This is a genomic window from Brevibacillus sp. JNUCC-41, from assembly GCF_014844095.1.
Classification (GTDB): Bacteria; Bacillota; Bacilli; order Bacillales; family DSM-1321; genus Peribacillus; species Peribacillus aracenensis.
In genome coordinates this window covers 3754577-3771164 of the sequence record NZ_CP062163.1, presented here as the reverse complement: position 1 = coordinate 3771164, position 16588 = coordinate 3754577, and the positions used below count along the sequence as shown (strand labels likewise).

Here is a 16588-nt window from a genome sequence, read left to right as displayed (position 1 = left end):
GCTTACAATTGCGAAAAGAAAACCAATCACTATTTCAATCATTAAATATTATTATCAAAATCAGCTTCCACCCCCTTGATTGGTTGGGTGACCCAACCAATAATTATATTAAACCACACTTCCTTTTTCGAAACAATATATTTTCTAAATATTCACACTATTTTTCTGAAGAATCACAATACTTCAACTCAAAATGATAAACTAAGAAACCTTCTTTCAAATTTAACAAATAAACATTGATTTCAATTATTTTTCTATATATTTAATAAAAGCTCCTCAAATCGAAAATAAATCCCTAAATTTGTTGATAAAGTTAAACGATTAACCTTATTTATAAAAAAATAACAAAAATATTCGGATAATTCAATACAAATATTTCATTTTATTGAAAATTTTATACGAATAACTGTATTTTATTGATCGTTTCGTTGTTTTCCCAAAAAATATATGGTAAATTACTAATTAATAATTGTCTACAGAGAAAAACGATTAACTTTATGGAAGATGGTAGGGAGATTAAATGAAAATAACAATAAAAGATATTGCAAGAGAAGCTGGGGTTTCTACCGCTACAGTGTCCCATGTCATGAATGGGACAAAGAATATCTCGGAAGATAAGACTAAACTAATCAAAGGAATAATTGATAAATATAATTATGTCCCTGATATCAGAGCGAAGAACTTAAGAAATCTAAAAACTAAAACGGCTGGTTTAGTTGTTTCATCATTTCCGGACTCTCATGTATCAGGAATTGTGAATGGAGTAGGAAAACGAGCTCGGGAATTAGGCTATCAGATGCTTTTTATCAACACAATTGAAGATCAAGAATACGAGAAGGAAACAATTAAACTTCTCAGCTCCCATATGGTAGATGGGATTATTATCACTCCTTCTAAGATGGACTCACAATATTTAAAAAAGTACATAGAACAAAATATTCCAATTATTCAAGTGCTTCGATATGATCCAAATTTGCCGCTAATCCCAAAAGTGACGATGGATGATTTTCAAGCTGGGTATGATGCAACTGTTCATTTATTACAACACGGTCATCACCATATAGGGTTAATCTATGCCAAAGCAGATGTCACTTCTACTACTGGAAGAATTGAAGGCTATAAGGCTGCCTTAAAGGATTACAATTTTACTTATAATGAAAGTTACCTAGAACTTGGAAATGCTACGGTGGAAGGCGGGCTGAAAGCAACTAAATATTTAATTAATCGTGAAAAACAAATTACCTCATTATTTATATTAAACGACTTAATGACAGTTGGTGCTATACAAGGATTAACGGCCCTTTCACTTAAATGCCCTGAGGATATAGCTCTAATAGGTTTTGGAGATTTTCCAGCAGCAAATATCACTTGCCCTCCGATTACTAATATTAGTATGTCTTCAGAAACAGTTGGTCAAACCGCCTTTGATGTACTCTTAAATAAAATAAATAACCCATCTTACTCCAGACACATTCAAATTCCTGCATCACTAATGATTAGAAAATCCTGTGGGTGCTAAATATGATTTAATCACTATAGGTTAACAACCTTTTTTTAATGTCTGGTTGACCATTTTTAATTATCCAAATATAATTACGGTAGCCGGGGTAGAACGTACCTGCCCGAGGAGCTTATGATCTTGTCAACTAAACAGATCTCCCCTACTGTACCGCATTCAGCCTTTGTATAGTTTTCAATTGATAGGTGGATATTGGATTTTCGGCTCCTGCTTCTATTCAGAGTTAGTCTTGGTTGAATTTTCGCAGGCTGTCATGTTAACATGGCCCTTTCACTTTTCTTCTGAATATTTGCGTACCTCTGGGCTTGTCAGAGCCTTTGCCAGCTTTTGAACTGGCCCAGAATCAACGTTATCCTAGCGCGCTACCATTGATTTTCATCATCCTTTATGAGAAGAGCGTCATTTTTTTGTCAAACCCACTGGTGCACGTAAGCAGGATTATCACGATAGCATCTGCTTCATCATACGTTCTCTCCAGCATAAAAAATCCACTTCTTTAAATTTATAATTTTTAGGGTTCTCCGTAATATCATATATTGTATAGTATGGACTCTTTTTTTCCTTTAGCGTGATCATTTTATGCTTTGCCAGCAATGATAATGAACGATCAATGTTCGATACATCATTTGCAATCGCAATGGCGGCACTCTCTGAAAATTTATCGATTGTATTCTTTGGAATATACACCATAATTGGCAAAATAGATTGGTTCCACTGGTACAAGTTCGGCATTTTTGTTTCGATTTAATTCCTTCATATAAGAAACATGCCGGAATAAGTTACATCCATTTCTTTTGCCGCTAATTCAGTGTTAGGCTACACATTATCCCTTAAATCAACGATTTCCGGTTAATGTCATTCTCTGCTAGCTTTGGTTAAACAGAATATCCGTCATCGGGTGAATGATTTATCCGACTTAAGGCTACGAGACTTGGATTTCGAGGAAAAACAGATACATGTATTACGTAAGGGTGGAAAAAAGGATGTAGTGGAAGTCTCTCCTCCGTCCATGCAGGACATAAAAGATTACCTAGCTGTGCGATTGGAACGTTATAGGGGATCAAACGATGATGCGGCCTATGTATTCTTGACGAGGGTGAATGATGGAGCCCCCCTTTCCAACCGCGCCATTGAGGCTTTAGTAAAGAAATACACGAAGGCCTTTAAGTCCAATAAATCCATTCCCCACACAAACTGAGGCATACCTATGGGGCGAACTTAATGGAGCATCAGGAGATATTCATTTGCTGATGACTCAACTCGGTCATACTTCAACCACAACGGCTGCCCTCTATACAAACCCTGAACAGGAGAAGGCTAAAAAGGCTGCGAAACTGCTGGGAGAGAGAAGAACCAATTATCGTGAAAAGGATTAAAAAAAGGAGAAGATTTCTAGTCTTCGCCTTTTAGTTTGAGAGCACATAACAATGCCAAGTATAGTACTCCCTTATAGAGATACCTACCATTATTGTGATAAATGATGTCCTAACGAGTATGATTATGACTCACTAAATTAAGTTATTTAATTAGGCCCTCCAATGGAAAGTAATCTATATTCATCTTGAAGTTTTAGTATTACGATTGCTTTACTTTACTCTTCAACATAATAGGTTTATTTTTTTTCATTTAATAACAGGGATTTTATCCGGATCCAGGGACGCTCATTCTCCCATTCTACTTTGACTGGGACATGAAAGGTCTTTTCCAATAATGATTCGGTTAATACGTCCCTTTTTTCTCCTTTATCCATAACGTTCCCCGAATTGATTAACATAGCATGGGTTATAGATGGTACAATTTCTTCAATATGATGTGTAACATATAAAATGGTTGGGCCGTTTGGTACAGCAGTCATATCTTCAATAGATGTTAATAGCTCTTCTTTAGAGTAAATATCCAGTCCATTGCAAGGCTCATCTAAGATTAATAATTGCGGTGAAGACATGAGGGCCCTTGCAATCATTACTTTTCTTTTTTCACCTTGAGAGAGTGTGTGGATAAATTGGTTAGATAAAAGTTTGATTCTGAATTGGTCAAGTAATGCTTTTGCTTTCTTTACATCTTCCTCTGTAATTTCCTCATATAATCCAATTGAAGCAAATTTTCCGCTTAGGACTACTTCAAGTGCTGTATCATTTGGGCGTGACTGATATTCCTGATCTAATGAGGAACTGACCCAGCCGATGGATTTCCGCAGTTCAGGAATATTCGTTTTTCCAAAAAGATTTCCTAAAACGGACACTTCACCACTATTCGGCCATTGATAACCTGTAATCATTTTTAAAAGAGATGTTTTCCCTGATCCATTTAGTCCTAGAAGAGCCCAATGTTCCCCTTTTTGGACCTCCCATGAAACCCCATTCAATAACAGCTTTCCATTTCGTCTCCAGATAATGTTTTTAAGTGAAATGATGCTTTTCGTTCGACTCACTTTTTCTCCTCCTTAAGGGATTAAGGCCTTTTATAGACTGCTTTCCCCAAGTTCAATACTTTTTAAAAATGTTTCCACGGTCCGTTGCTACGTTCATAGACGATAACCAATGCCCGTAGCAATTCAGGGTGAGTGTGAAAAAATTAACTGAATAATATGATTATAATTACATTTTAGTATTTTGTAATTTTTTCTAGAGCTTTATGTTGATTTTCTCTTTTTTTTTAATTGATTCCCTTTACCCAAGAGGGCAAAACTAGAAGAATATATCCATTACTACAATCATCAACGAATCAAGGTAAAATTAAAACATACTAAGATTAGTAGTGCGGACCAAGGCATTGCAGTCCTATCCAGCTGTTTCTTCATCGAATGTTTTGTGCGAGCAACTACGGTCATATGCTAGACGTTATCAAGAACTTCTCCAACAGAAGAAACAATGTATTAATGATATGGTCCAATTAGCAGAAAAACGCAGCGAATACAAGGTGATCTTGAGTTTTCCTGGCATTGGCCCCAATACAGCCGTTCGCTTAATAGCAGAAATCGGAGACAACCACCGTTTTGAGAATAACAAACAATTAAATGCTTATGCGGGTATTGACATACGCCGATTCCAATCAGGAAAAACCTATTTTAAGGACAAAATTAATAAGCGTGGTAATAAACACTTACGAAAACTGTTGTTCCTAATAATTCAGAACATGATTAAGCAGAGACGTTACGGACAGAATCATATCGTTGAGTATTACGACAAATTAAAAACGCAACCCTATAACAAATGTCATAAAGATGCGTCCATCGCCTGTGTGAATAAGCTTTTGAAGAACATCTTCTTTCTTATTTCACACAATATGAACTATGATTACGGGTTGGCCTCCAAATCATAGTTTTATAAATAATAACATAATCAAATGACCTAGTAAAAAAATCCAAGTTGTAAAATTCGTCACCCAATTCTTATTAGTAACCCTGAACACTCTGTACATTCTAAATACTAATAAATTAATCCAAACAAAGACATTGACTAATCGTAAGAAAGGCATGAGCCCGGTAAATTACCGGGTTCATGCCCTCAAGGCTGCCTAAGTATATAAAGTCTCTACCTTTTTGGGTTCACTTCACATGGAGGTTCATTTTTCTCTTTTTCAATTTATTATTAATTCTACTTTTTTAGCATGACCTCAGCTGGTGTCAAATATCCTATTTAAATCGATTTGTTTATTTGAGTAGTTACTATAATCTTATTTAACAGTCAATATAGTTAAAGATTATTATCAGATAAGGTTTGCAATCCATACTCTTCGGAAATCCATAATTGTATATACGTTAAGAATTTCTGTGCTGAGTCCGAAATTAAACTTTTGTCCTTAAATGCAATCGCTAAGTCTCTGTATGCGGGGTTTTCCAATTCCTTGCTGATTATTTTTTGTGATGTATTTTTCAGTACTAATTCCGGTAATATACTTATTCCCAATCCGTTTTCAACCATTGCAATGATTGCGTAAACATCATCTTCAACAAAATGAACATCTGGATTAATTTGATGAATTTTAAATATCTCTGAAATTTTATCATCATCTCTTTCATCTATCTTAATATACGGATATTTTGATAATGATGAAATGGGGAAAAAGGCATTTTTGGCATGTGGGTGATTTTCTGGTAAAACAGCGACAAAAGGATCTCTCTTAAGGAATATAGTTTCTAATTGCTTGGTTGAAGGTAGCAGTATAAAAGCACAATCAACACGTCCTTGAATAATCCATTCTTCAATTTCCTCGTTAGTGCCGTGTAATAATTCGAATTGTATTTTAGGATAATCGGTCCTGAACTTCTTGATAATACTGGGCAGCCATTGTACCGACACGCTTGTGAACGTACCAATTCTGATGAGCCCTGATTCCAGTCTGTGCATTTCATTAATTTTTTCAGATAGAATTTTATGACTATTACAAACTGACTGAAAATACGGAAATAATTGCTGTCCTTCTGAGGTGATGCGAACCCCTGAACGGTCACGGGTAAGTAATTTAAAACCACAACTTGTTTCTAAGGCGTTGAGCATATGGCTGATACCAGATTGGGTATAACCTAGTACCTCGGCTGCCCTTGTTAAGCTTTTCAACTCTATGGTTTTCAAAAAGGCTTCGTATTGAGTAATAATCATATTACTATTCACTCTCTTTTCATGAAAGATTCTAATTAATATAATGAAAAACATGCGTTTTACTAATTTGATTATAAGCATTATAGTCAAGTTAATAGAAAAAAAGCAAGTGGCAAAAAAGGAGTGAGTTGATATGAAATGCATCATCTAATTATTTTAATCCCACAAAAATGGAGTCTAGATCTTTATAAGTTGAACAATATGCATATGAAAGCAGTGGTATCTTCTCCAATAGAAAAGAGCTTTATTTGTATTATCAGGTACCGGTTAAAAAAGAGGCAGTTGCGAATAAAAAGTAATTATTTACGGGATCCAAAATGAGCAGAGGTGAAATGAGATGGAAGAAAAGATATTAGATATTACCATTATTGGTGGAGGACCGGTCGGGTTATTTACAGCTTTTTATGCAGGGATGAGACAAGCATCTGTTAAAGTCATCGAGAGTTTGCCTCACTTAGGAGGCCAGCTTTCTGCTTTATATCCCGAGAAGTATATTTACGATATAGCTGGATTTCCAAAAGTGCGCGCTCAGGAATTAGTGGATAACTTAATTGAACAAATGAGTCTATTTAAAGATAATACAACCATTTGCCTTGGACAATCTGTTCTACAGATTGAAAAAAAGGATGGAATCTTTACGATCAAAACAGAGAATGAAACTCATTATTCAAAAGCTATTATTATTACTGCTGGAAATGGGGCTTTTCAAGCAAGAAAGTTACCCATAAAAACGTCAGAAAAACAGGAAAGTTTGAATGTTCACTATTTTGTAAATGATTTAAGTCGATTTGCTGGGAAAAGAGTGGTCGTATTTGGTGGAGGCGACTCTGCTGTTGATTGGGCTCTAATGTTAGAATCGATTGCTGAAAAGGTTACACTTGTTCATCGACGTGAAAAGTTTCGTGCACATGAGCATAGTGTGACTCTGCTAGAAGAATCGAAAGTTGATATAGTTACACCATATGTTCCTATTCGTCTAGTTGGCAATAACGCAGTGGAAAAAGTAGTGCTTGAAGATGTTAAAGGGAAAAGCGAATTAGAAATCGAAGTTGATGATGTTTTAGTCAATTATGGATTTGTTTCATTATTGGGACCAATTAAAAATTGGGATCTCGTAATTGAAAGCAATTCTATATTAGTTAATTCGAAAATGGAAACCAATATTGAAGGAATTTATGCTGCAGGAGACATTTGTACGTATGAGGGAAAAGTAAAATTGATTGCAACTGGATTCGGTGAAGCAACTACAGCAGTGAGCAATGCAAAAGTTTATGTAGAACCTTCAGCTAAAGTGCAGACCCTGCATAGCACAAGCTTAATGGAAAACAAAAAAGATAAAGTACGAGTTTGAAAAGAATCTTGGATTTATGGAGGTATTTAATATGACGAAGTTCACATGGGTAGATCAAGACACCTGTATCGCGTGTGGCGCATGTGGAGCGGCTGCACCAGAAATTTTTGATTATAACGATGAAGGGTTAGCTTACGTGATCCTAGACGAAAATCAAAGGGATTGTGAAGTACCAGATGAGCTATTGGATGATTTAAATGATGCTCTTGAAGGTTGCCCTACAGATTCGATTAAAATTTCAGACCATACATTTACAGGAGAAAAGAAAAAATGTGTTATTTTTGTATGATAATTTCACAAGATATTATTATGAAAGGTGAGAGATTGTTTTGAATCATTCCCTAGATAAGAGACATTTAGCATTACGAAAAGCTGAAAGGAAGGCTGAAGAACTATTCAGAGCCATTGAAGAAAAAGGGATACTACGTGGTGGTGTAACTGAAAAACAAATCAATCGAGAAATTTATGAATTGGCCTTTCAAATGTATGGAATCAAGAAATATTGGCATAAACGCATTGTGCGAGCTGGAAGGAATACATTATATCCTTATAGAGAAAATCCACCAGATTTAACCGTGTCGGATGAAGATATAATCTTTCTTGACTTTGGTCCCATCTTTGAAGATTGGGAAGCTGATTTTGGCCGGACATACGTCCTTGGAGGAGATCCAGTCAAATTAAAACTACGTAATGATATTGAACAGGCTTGGGAAGAGGGAAAAGCCTTCTTTCAATCCAATCCTACTATCACAGGCAGTGAACTCTTCTCATTTGCTTGTGATCTTGCCAAAAAATATGGATGGGAATATGGAGGTCCACATGCTGGTCATCTGATTGGTGAGTTTCCTCACGAACGAGTCCAAGGAGAAGAAGTTGAAAACTATATTCATCCTGACAATAATGTTTCGATGAGAGAACCTGATAAGAACGGACAACCGCGAGATTGGATTCTGGAGATACATTTTATTGATCGGGAACTGGAAATCGGTGCTTTCTTCGAGCAGCTACTAACAGTTGAATAGATTGTTTGGAAATAGAATCAAAAAGGCATTTTAAAAGATGTATGATTATTACCGTTAATCGCGAAATTGCGGAGTGAGATTCCACCTTGCATAAACAGATGTAAAAGAAATAAATAATCATTTTGGTGTTTATGCTTCTGGTATATTACAACGTTAAGGAAAATTACAATATTAAAAGCCCAATTCCTCAGCATTAAACGCTATCCCTGAATAAAATGTTACTTATTAAGCAAATTTTTAAATTAACAAGAAAAAGGATATGAATATTAATGTTATCACTTAACGAAATGATAAGTAAGATTGATTACTTGAGAACTCGTTTAATTGAAATCGGTATGTTACTAGGCCTTTCTCACCCCGAAACTATTAAATCTAGTCAAGAGTTAGATAAGTTGTTGTACAAATTTCAAATGAACATATCAAAATAGATTAATCCTAAATTAACTAACACGGGTGCGTTAGCTGAAGAACGGAGCTGTCTTTAAGGCAGCTTTTTCTTTATGCAACTAAGTCGTACTGTGCGTTTGAAAATTTCTCGATTCTTCCTTAAAACTATAAAAATAATAAGCGAAGTCACTCTCTATAGCGAAGCAATGAGAATCATCTTTAAGGCTTATATCACCAGTGTGCTACATGCAATGTAAACTTTCAGTAAAAAATCTAATGAAGAGGTGTTTCATGAAAAATACCGCACTCGCATCACAAACAGATGTCCAAGCAGCTTCTGATGGAAAACAACTGGAGCGCAAGCTCAAACCAAGGCATCTTTCCATGATTGCAATCGGCGGAACCATCGGAACGGGACTATTTCTAGCGAGCGGTTCCATCATTCATACTGCGGGTCCTGGAGGAGCTGTAGCTGCCTATATAATTGCCGGAATCATGGTTTTCTTTCTGATGACAAGCTTAGCGGAGATGGCCGCCTTTATTCCTATTACAGGCTCTTTTAGCACCTATACATCAAGGTTTGTCGATCCGGCTTTGGGATTTGCGATCGGATGGAACTATTGGTATACCAATGCAATCGTAGTCGCCCTGGAATTAGCAGCTTCCTCCCTGATCATGAAATTTTGGCTGCCGTCTGTCCCTGGTATCATTTGGAGCGCATTATTTCTTGCGCTCATATTTGGCCTGAATATTTTATCGGTAAAAGGGTATGGAGAATCAGAATTCTGGTTTGCCATTATCAAGGTTTTGACGATTATCATTTTTATAGCACTAGGATTATCAATGATTTTTGGAATAATGGGCGGTCATGCTGTAGGTTTTGAAAATTTCACCAAAGGGGAAGCACCGTTTAAAGGTGGCTTTTTATCCATTATAAGTGTCTTTATGGTGGTTGGATTTGCTTTTCAAGGCACCGAGTTAGTAGGAATTGCAGCCGGGGAGAGTGAAAACCCGAGAAAAAATATTCCCAAGGCTATTAAGCAAATCTTCTGGAGACTCCTCTTGTTTTATGTATTGGCGATCATTGTGATTGGATTTTTAATCAGCTATGACGATCCGCGTTTGTTAAACTCGGATATTGACGATATTGCGGTAAGCCCTTTCACTCTAGTTTTTCAAAACGCAGGGCTTGCCTTTGCTGCCTCCGTTATGAATGTGGTCATTCTTACTTCTGTTCTTTCAGCAGGCAATTCCGCCATGTACGGAGCTTCTCGCGTCCTTTGGGTGCTGGCGAAAGAAGGAAAAGCCCCTTCGTTTCTAAAAAGAGTGAATGCAGGCGGCATTCCAGTGAACGCTGTGTATTTTTCTACCGTCGTTGGGATGGCAGCTTTTTTAACCTCTCTTTTCGGTGCAGGCAGTATTTATACCTGGTTATTAAACGCTGCAGGATTATCCGGTTTTATATCCTGGTTAGGAATTTCGATTACACATTATCGTTTCCGGAAGGCTTTTATTGCACAAGGAAGAGATTTGAAAGATTTGCCTTATGTATCAAAATGGTATCCATTCGGTCCGATATTAGCCACAATTTTATGTGCTACGGCTATCCTGGGACAAAATTACTCTGCTTTTTTCGGCCCTGAGATTGACTGGTATGGAATTTTAATTTCTTATATCGGGCTTCCTTTATTTCTCCTGGCTTTTCTAGGCTATAAAATCGTAAAGCGAACAAAAATGATTCCATTGCAAGAAGCTGATTTCAGTAATCAGGAATGATTTCTTTGTCAAAAAGATAAGGAAGTCCGACATTTTATATTAAATAAGGGGTTGAGTGCCTAGCCCCACAAGCGATCAGCCGTTTAACTAACTTGACCAGCTTGTGATTTAACTTATTAGTGTTCAAAATATTGACTCTTATCCACAAATTTGTGTGTGTTTTTACTTTAATAATTGTTAGTTTGTCTTGCTTTTATGTCAAAAGCAAGACAAACTAAACAAAATGGTTATGCACTATAATTCTTTAAATGTTTATTTAATTAACTTATTAAAAGAATTCCTTTAATATCTCCCTTGGATTAAAACTGGTGGTATTAACCTAGATAATCAAACAATTGTGTTTTATTGTTTGATTAATTTTTCCAAGGTGAATGTAATATACACTCACAGAAATTCTTATTTTTATATTCCGGCCTATAATGTTTAATAACATCTTCGTTCATATTGCCAAAAGTAGTTTCTGGTTTGTGCTTAAAACCTTCATTAAAAGCTGGAATAATATCCTGTTTGAAATTATTACGTGGGAATGCTTTTACAATTTCTTCTCTCAAGTCAGCTGGAAATTGTTCAAAACCTTTCCCTATAACATCTAAAGAAACACCTGAGTTCAGTAATGATACTTCAGATTCTTTATGTTCTGCTATACCAACTGTTGTATGCAATGCTACTGCATCCCATACAAGACGAATCGACTCATCTGGAACGTGATATTGTTGCAAAAAGCTTCTTGCAGCATTTGCTCCATCTACTTCAAATCGTAAATCTGGACTGCTATACTCTTTTGTTAACCCTAAATCATGGAATAATGCACTGATATATAGTAACTCTAAATCATATTTCTTATTTGCCTTTTTTCCCGCAATGGCACCAAATAGAAATGCACGATTTGAATGATTCCATAATAAATCATTTCCGTGCTCCCTCAAAATATCTCTTGCATTCTTTGCTAATATAGAATCCGGAATTTTAATACCCGCTACTTCATTAAGCATAATCTAAAACACCTTTCTTATTTAAAAGTCCTTTGTACAAAAGGATTTCTTTATTGTAAAATAGTATTTATCATTCATCTATCGAATTATATCTATAATAATTATAGATATTATCTATCTAATGAGGCTTTTTAAAGTATCGATGGAATACTTTTCTACATTAAATTGCAGCTTCTCTATTTCATTTATTAACAACTCCATAAAACCACGTGTTGCATAATTTATAAAACTGTTCTTTTTCATTGTAAGATAAACTTCCCCATTTAAAGATGGCTTTTCAATTCGTTGAAAATATAAATCACCTGTCTCATGAAATTCGTATAGTGTACGTGAAACAACACTACGATCAACACCCCTTCGAACTAGATTCAAAATAGATTCAATACTAGACGTTTCAATAATAGGTTCTAAAGGTTTACCAATCTGCTCGCTAGTCTTATCAAGTATTTTTCTACATTGATGCATTTTTGGAAATAGGATAAGAGGTCTATCTAATACAGTAGTGAATGAAATACTCTTGTGACTACCTTTACTATTACTAATCAGATAAAACTCTTAATATAATTTAATAACTTGCAACAAATCGAGTTGTTTAAAGTGAAAACCAATACCAAGAACAGCTTGATTTTCTAAAACAGCCTTCTCCACTTGGTCAGTACTACTTACTAAGGTTGGAGAAATTGTACAACAAGAAACTGTGAATATTCAAATTTCCTTACAAAATATATCCTCACAGATTGAAGCATTTACTAAAGTAAAAATCTTTGTGTATTAAATTGAACCATTTATATCCAAACATTAAAGTCTCTGTTCAAATCTTGTTCAAGAATCTTGATTTGATGACTTAGAGTTGGTTGTGTAATCCCTAATTTTTCTGCAGCTTAATGTAGTTCGTTGCTCACCAATAAAAAGTATTTTAAATGTCGTAATTCAATATATACCGTTCCTTTCAAGGGAGGTAATTCTTCTCTCAATAGTATTGCAAATGTTGTTTTGATTTATTCTGCTCATTATTTGGTACTATTTTCTCGTTCCAACCTACAATTCTAATTATTTTATATCAGCAGCTCGTTCACTCGTTTTTGGAAGTAGATCATCTAATCCTACTCTAGTGAGGAATTCTGTTCGAATTCGATCAGCAACTATTGAGACCTCTTCTGAGCCATCATCCGCTGGATCAATGTGTACTCGATATGGTCTTTCACCTTTTGGTAGAGAAACAATACGTGCAATTTCATCAGATACCATGGATACATCAGCGTCCTCTGGAGAAATAGCAGCGAGCTTTTCACTTATTTGATCTATTAAACCACTGTACTTAGCATCATATTCTTCTTGTATATGTTTGTCTTGTGGCTGACCAGCGTTAAGAAAATGATTCGTTCCACTAGTAAATGAACCTGGTACTACGATTGAAGTTTCTATTCCAAAACGGGCCAATTCAGCCGCATATGATACTGCTAATGATTCCATACCAGCCTTTGCAGCAAAATAAGGCGCTAAGTAAGGTGGTGTTCCACCTTTTACACTTGAGCTAGACACCCAAATAATCAAGCCTTGTCCACGTTTCCGCATGTTAGGAAGCACAGAACGATTAACACGTTGAGTCGATAACACATTAATATTGTACATATCGGCTAGTTGTTCAGGCGTAAATGCCTCTGCTGGACCAACGACCATATGTCCTGCATTATGGATCAAGACATCAATATGATTGTGTTCTGCTAAAATATCTCTCACTGCAGAATCAACAGAATCCTGTGAATTCACATCCATTTCAATCCCTTTAATATTTACCATATGATCGGACGCATAATCGTTAACCGCTTTTACTTGAGGAGCATTGCGTCCATCTGTTTCCCGCATACCCGCATATACAATATGTCCAGCTCTTGAAAGTGTTCGAGCGGTAAGAGCACCAAATCCACTTGAAGCTCCTGTTATAACTATGACTTTTTTTTCTTCACTATTCATTATCCATTCCTCCTAATTTAAACTATGCAAGGCCACCATTTGAAAATATAACCTGTCCATTAATCCAACGTCCGGAAGTTGCTAAATATATTACTGTTTCGGCAATATCTTCTGGTGTACCTAAACGTTCAAGTGGTGTTGCTTTAGAGAGATTATCGATTGTTTCTTCATCTTTTCCATCTAAGAATAATGGTGTTGCAGTTGGGCCTGGAGCCACTGCATTAACGGTGATATCTTTACCACGCAATTCGCGAGCCAATATCATTGTCATTGATTCAACCGCCGCTTTACTTGCTACGTAAGCACCGTATGTTGGAAATTGCGTGCGTGTAACAGAAGTAGAAAAATTGATAATTGCACCACCTTTGCGAACACGTCGCGCCGCTTGTTGGGATATTACAAAAGTTCCTCGTATATTTGTGCGGTGCATTTTATCTAAATCAGCTAAGTTCATCTCTGCGATAGAGCTGAGTAACATAATACCTGCTGTATTGATTACGACATCAATACCACCAAATTTTTCTTCAATTATATCGAAAGCTTCTTGCATAACTTTTTCATCTGCAACATCTCCACCTATACTAATTGCTTTTCCGCCTTGCTTTACAATCTCATTCACTATAGTATCTGCTCTAAGCTTATTGCCAGAATAATGTACAGCAACAGCAAATCCATTATCGGCTAATTTTTTTACTATGGCTTGTCCAATACCGCCAGAACCGCCTGTAACAAGTGCAACTCGCAAATCAAGTGTTTCAGTAGTTGTTTTTGTCATGATATTTCTCCTTTGTTATAAAATAATATAGTTACAATTTTTTTATTTTGTAACCTTTCGACAACATCATTATACACCACTTAGTTACAAAATCAACACTTTGTAACTAAGTGGTGTATCCTGTATAATAAAACTTAGAAAAAAACTAGGGGGATCCACAATGGCAATACTTACAAAAGAGAAAATTTTTTCTGTTACAGAAGAAATCATAATGAGAAAGGGAGTACAAAAAACCACTCTTTCTGATATTGCAAAAGAACTTGGAGTTACTCATGCCGCATTTTATAAACATTACAAAAATAAAGAGGACCTATTGCAGCAACTTGCACTAAGGTGGTTAAAAATTACTTCAAAGGAATTATTAGAATGGGAAGCCCCAAACGGTGTAAGTTCTGCTGTTGCACTTCACGATTGGCTTTGGCTTCTGGCTACTACAAAGAAAAATCTTTATCATGATGATAAACGTATGTTTCGGTTATATACGGATTATTTAGAAGGTACTCAAATCCTCGTTAAAGATCACTTAAAACTATTAGCGCAAAAAGCAGAATCCATTAGTGGATTAAAAGAATCTGGCTCTGCTATTATTACAGCATTTGTATATTTCCATAATCCATACTTTGCAGACCGTTGGGATAATGAGTTTTATAAGGAGACTTTTGAAGATGTATGGGAGCTAATTGCTAACAAACTGCCTTAAGTTAAGAAAAGATGGCTCTTATTCTAAAACAGTTCAGTATAGTACTGGACTTATCTAGTATAGTATTCGTTTTACTTTTGTTAACTGTGTAGTAAGGCTATTTTGTTCATTAACACCTGCTTCATCATCTCTGCTTTATCAGTTAGATTATCTCCCGATTCTATGCAACCAGACAACGTTAGAAGTGACAGGAGAACCATCCAGGTAAACGTTCAGCACCATTCGGTAATTCTCCTCGATCTTTATAGCATCTTTAAAATGGAAAATTAAGAAATTGGATGAAGAAAATAAAGAACTACGTGAGCAACTAAAATTTGCTTATGCAGAGGTTTATAAAAAAATCTAAGAGTACTCTGTTTCCTACTTGTTCAACAAAAAGGCCAAATTGTGGAATAATTCCTTTAAATAAAGTAACTTAATAACTAGATTATCTGATTAAAGAAGTATGTAAATAGTGATAGATATTTCATTAGAAAGGATTGAAATAGTATCGAATTACGACATTTAGAATATTTTTTAATGGTGAGCAAAGAACTACATTTTACAAAAGCAGCTGAAAAATTAGGAATCTCGCAACCCACTTTAAGTCATCAAATTAAGATGCTCGAACAAGAAATAGGATATCCACTTTTTAACCGTGTTGGCAAGAAAATTGAGCTTACTCAGGTAGGAGAAATTGTGCAACAAGAAGCATTGAATATTCAAGGTTCCATACAAAGTATGTCCTCTCAAATTGCAGCATTTACGAAATTGGAAATCGGGGAATTGAAAATTGCTGTGTTACCAGGGGAAATAACTGATTTGGTATCTACTTTGTGTATTCAATTTAACCATTTATATCCGAACATTAAAGTGTTCATTCAAACTACTGATCAAGTGGAAAAGGCCGTTCTAGAAAATCGTGCTGATTTTGGTATTGGTTTTCATCTTAATCAATATGATCTGTTGCAAGTGACGAAGTTGTATGATGAAGAGTTTTACCTAATTAGTAATCAAAGTAATGGAGAGCAGAGGGTTTCATTTTCCTCTGTTTTAGATAGTCCTCTTATTTTATTTCCAAGTATGCATCAATGTAGAAAAATACTTGATAAGACTAGCGAGCAGGTTGGCAAACAATTAGAGCCTATTGTTGAAACGTCTAGTATTGAATCTATTTTGAATCTAGTTCGAAGTGGTGTTGGTCGTAGTGTTGTTTCGCGTACATTATATGAATTTTATAATACAGAGGATATATTTTTCCAACATATTGAAAAACCATCTTTAAATGGAGAAGTTTATCTTACAATGAAAAAGAATTGTTTTATTAATTATGCAGCACGTAAATATATTAAGTTATTAGTACGTGAAATCGAAAAGCTTCATTTTCATACAGATAAAGATTCGATTACTTCTTTGCAAAGTTCTATATTATAGGTTTTATCTATCGTTATCATAGAATTAATCAGATTGAACGATGGTGAATTCCTCTTTACAATGAATATAAGTTCATGT

General features: G+C 35.5%; 17 protein-coding genes and 4 pseudogenes. 13 read left to right on the top strand and 8 right to left on the bottom strand.

What is annotated here, in order from left to right; all coding sequences use genetic code 11:
* Positions 1-520 precede the first annotated feature (520 nt).
* Positions 521-1519: a LacI family DNA-binding transcriptional regulator gene (locus tag JNUCC41_RS18425; RefSeq protein WP_192204248.1), complete on the top strand. Its 999-nt coding sequence runs from the start codon at positions 521-523 to the stop codon at positions 1517-1519.
* 441 nt (positions 1520-1960) lie between these two features.
* Here the strand turns inward: JNUCC41_RS18425 and JNUCC41_RS26830 are convergent.
* A pseudogene (locus JNUCC41_RS26830) lies at positions 1961-2276 on the bottom strand (MetQ/NlpA family ABC transporter substrate-binding protein).
* Positions 2277-2450: 174 nt separating this feature from the next.
* Here JNUCC41_RS26830 and JNUCC41_RS18415 point away from each other — a divergent pair.
* Together JNUCC41_RS18415 and JNUCC41_RS27115 are read left to right on the top strand one after the other, a co-directional pair.
* The gene (locus JNUCC41_RS18415) at positions 2451-2717 is read left to right on the top strand and encodes a site-specific integrase (protein ID WP_192204247.1); all 267 of its coding nucleotides are present in this window, start codon (positions 2451-2453) and stop codon (positions 2715-2717) included.
* A gap of 46 nt (positions 2718-2763) precedes the next feature.
* Positions 2764-2895: a hypothetical protein gene (locus tag JNUCC41_RS27115; protein ID WP_286182147.1), complete on the top strand. Its 132-nt coding sequence runs from the start codon at positions 2764-2766 to the stop codon at positions 2893-2895.
* Between the two features lie 236 nt (positions 2896-3131).
* Here the strand turns inward: JNUCC41_RS27115 and JNUCC41_RS18410 are convergent, their stop codons facing one another.
* Positions 3132-3950, bottom strand: a complete 819-nt coding sequence (locus JNUCC41_RS18410) for an ABC transporter ATP-binding protein (RefSeq protein ID WP_192204246.1) — start codon at positions 3948-3950, stop codon at positions 3132-3134.
* Between the two features lie 256 nt (positions 3951-4206).
* Here JNUCC41_RS18410 and JNUCC41_RS27345 point away from each other — a divergent pair.
* Positions 4207-4356, top strand: a pseudogene (locus JNUCC41_RS27345) (IS3 family transposase); the annotation flags it as partial.
* Positions 4289-4840 (top strand): annotated as a pseudogene (locus JNUCC41_RS18400) (transposase); the annotation flags it as partial. The pseudogenes JNUCC41_RS27345 and JNUCC41_RS18400, both read left to right, overlap by 68 nt.
* Positions 4841-5214: 374 nt before the next feature.
* Here the strand turns inward: JNUCC41_RS18400 and JNUCC41_RS18395 are convergent.
* Positions 5215-6120, bottom strand: coding sequence for a LysR family transcriptional regulator (locus JNUCC41_RS18395; protein WP_192204245.1), 906 nt, complete (start codon positions 6118-6120; stop codon positions 5215-5217).
* A gap of 337 nt (positions 6121-6457) precedes the next feature.
* Here JNUCC41_RS18395 and JNUCC41_RS18390 point away from each other — a divergent pair, with 337 nt between their 5' ends.
* The 5 genes from JNUCC41_RS18390 (at position 6458) to JNUCC41_RS18370 (ending at position 10656) form a co-directional block, all read left to right on the top strand.
* A complete protein-coding gene (locus tag JNUCC41_RS18390; RefSeq protein WP_192204244.1) occupies positions 6458-7471 on the top strand; it encodes an NAD(P)/FAD-dependent oxidoreductase in 1014 nt (337 codons plus the stop codon).
* A gap of 31 nt (positions 7472-7502) precedes the next feature.
* A complete protein-coding gene (locus tag JNUCC41_RS18385) occupies positions 7503-7760 on the top strand; it encodes a ferredoxin (RefSeq protein ID WP_192204243.1) in 258 nt (85 codons plus the stop codon).
* Between the two features lie 40 nt (positions 7761-7800).
* Positions 7801-8493, top strand: coding sequence for a M24 family metallopeptidase (locus tag JNUCC41_RS18380; protein ID WP_192204242.1), 693 nt, complete (start codon positions 7801-7803; stop codon positions 8491-8493).
* Between the two features lie 269 nt (positions 8494-8762).
* On the top strand, positions 8763-8921 hold the full coding sequence (locus JNUCC41_RS18375) for an aspartyl-phosphate phosphatase Spo0E family protein (RefSeq protein WP_192204241.1): 159 nt from the start codon (positions 8763-8765) through the stop codon (positions 8919-8921).
* A gap of 250 nt (positions 8922-9171) precedes the next feature.
* Positions 9172-10656 carry an amino acid permease gene (locus JNUCC41_RS18370; RefSeq protein ID WP_192204240.1) on the top strand — a complete coding sequence of 495 codons (1485 nt, stop codon included), beginning with the start codon at positions 9172-9174 and terminating at the stop codon, positions 10654-10656.
* A gap of 353 nt (positions 10657-11009) precedes the next feature.
* Here JNUCC41_RS18370 and JNUCC41_RS18365 read toward each other — a convergent pair whose 3' ends face one another.
* The 5 genes from JNUCC41_RS18365 to JNUCC41_RS18345 form a co-directional block, all read right to left on the bottom strand.
* The gene (locus tag JNUCC41_RS18365; protein WP_192204239.1) at positions 11010-11648 is read right to left on the bottom strand and encodes an HD domain-containing protein; all 639 of its coding nucleotides are present in this window, start codon (positions 11646-11648) and stop codon (positions 11010-11012) included.
* A gap of 114 nt (positions 11649-11762) precedes the next feature.
* The gene (locus tag JNUCC41_RS27340) at positions 11763-12113 is read right to left on the bottom strand and encodes a LysR family transcriptional regulator substrate-binding protein (RefSeq protein ID WP_430624069.1); all 351 of its coding nucleotides are present in this window, start codon (positions 12111-12113) and stop codon (positions 11763-11765) included.
* A 320-nt stretch (positions 12114-12433) separates the two neighbouring features.
* Positions 12434-12511, bottom strand: a complete 78-nt coding sequence (locus tag JNUCC41_RS27450) for a hypothetical protein (protein WP_430624079.1) — start codon at positions 12509-12511, stop codon at positions 12434-12436.
* 187 nt (positions 12512-12698) lie between these two features.
* Positions 12699-13622, bottom strand: a complete 924-nt coding sequence (locus JNUCC41_RS18350; RefSeq protein ID WP_192204238.1) for an SDR family oxidoreductase — start codon at positions 13620-13622, stop codon at positions 12699-12701.
* Positions 13623-13644: 22 nt separating this feature from the next.
* On the bottom strand, positions 13645-14397 hold the full coding sequence (locus tag JNUCC41_RS18345) for an SDR family oxidoreductase (protein WP_192204237.1): 753 nt from the start codon (positions 14395-14397) through the stop codon (positions 13645-13647).
* Between the two features lie 160 nt (positions 14398-14557).
* Here JNUCC41_RS18345 and JNUCC41_RS18340 point away from each other — a divergent pair, with 160 nt between their 5' ends.
* From JNUCC41_RS18340 to JNUCC41_RS18335, 3 genes and pseudogenes are all read left to right on the top strand, one after another.
* Positions 14558-15097 (top strand): TetR/AcrR family transcriptional regulator, encoded by a 540-nt coding sequence (locus JNUCC41_RS18340; RefSeq protein WP_192204236.1) that lies wholly within the window; start codon positions 14558-14560, stop codon positions 15095-15097.
* A 244-nt stretch (positions 15098-15341) separates the two neighbouring features.
* Positions 15342-15443 (top strand): annotated as a pseudogene (locus JNUCC41_RS26825) (DUF6262 family protein); the annotation flags it as partial.
* Between the two features lie 143 nt (positions 15444-15586).
* On the top strand, positions 15587-16510 hold the full coding sequence (locus tag JNUCC41_RS18335; protein WP_228467673.1) for a LysR family transcriptional regulator: 924 nt from the start codon (positions 15587-15589) through the stop codon (positions 16508-16510).
* Positions 16511-16588 lie beyond the last annotated feature (78 nt).

Bases quoted from the DNA above. Each gene is read 5' to 3' on its own strand.
- JNUCC41_RS18425 (WP_192204248.1), top strand. From the start codon at position 521: ATGAAAATAACAATAAAAGATATTGCAAGAGAAGCTGGGGTTTCTACC.
- JNUCC41_RS18395 (WP_192204245.1), bottom strand. From the start codon at position 6,120: ATGATTATTACTCAATACGAAGCCTTTTTGAAAACCATAGAGTTGAAA.
- JNUCC41_RS18390 (WP_192204244.1), top strand. From the start codon at position 6,458: ATGGAAGAAAAGATATTAGATATTACCATTATTGGTGGAGGACCGGTC.
- JNUCC41_RS18385 (WP_192204243.1), top strand. From the start codon at position 7,503: ATGACGAAGTTCACATGGGTAGATCAAGACACCTGTATCGCGTGTGGC.
- JNUCC41_RS18375 (WP_192204241.1), top strand. From the start codon at position 8,763: ATGTTATCACTTAACGAAATGATAAGTAAGATTGATTACTTGAGAACT.
- JNUCC41_RS18370 (WP_192204240.1), top strand. From the start codon at position 9,172: ATGAAAAATACCGCACTCGCATCACAAACAGATGTCCAAGCAGCTTCT.
- JNUCC41_RS18365 (WP_192204239.1), bottom strand. From the start codon at position 11,648: ATGCTTAATGAAGTAGCGGGTATTAAAATTCCGGATTCTATATTAGCA.
- JNUCC41_RS27340 (WP_430624069.1), bottom strand. From the start codon at position 12,113: ATGCATCAATGTAGAAAAATACTTGATAAGACTAGCGAGCAGATTGGT.
- JNUCC41_RS18350 (WP_192204238.1), bottom strand. From the start codon at position 13,622: ATGAATAGTGAAGAAAAAAAAGTCATAGTTATAACAGGAGCTTCAAGT.
- JNUCC41_RS18345 (WP_192204237.1), bottom strand. From the start codon at position 14,397: ATGACAAAAACAACTACTGAAACACTTGATTTGCGAGTTGCACTTGTT.
- JNUCC41_RS18340 (WP_192204236.1), top strand. From the start codon at position 14,558: ATGGCAATACTTACAAAAGAGAAAATTTTTTCTGTTACAGAAGAAATC.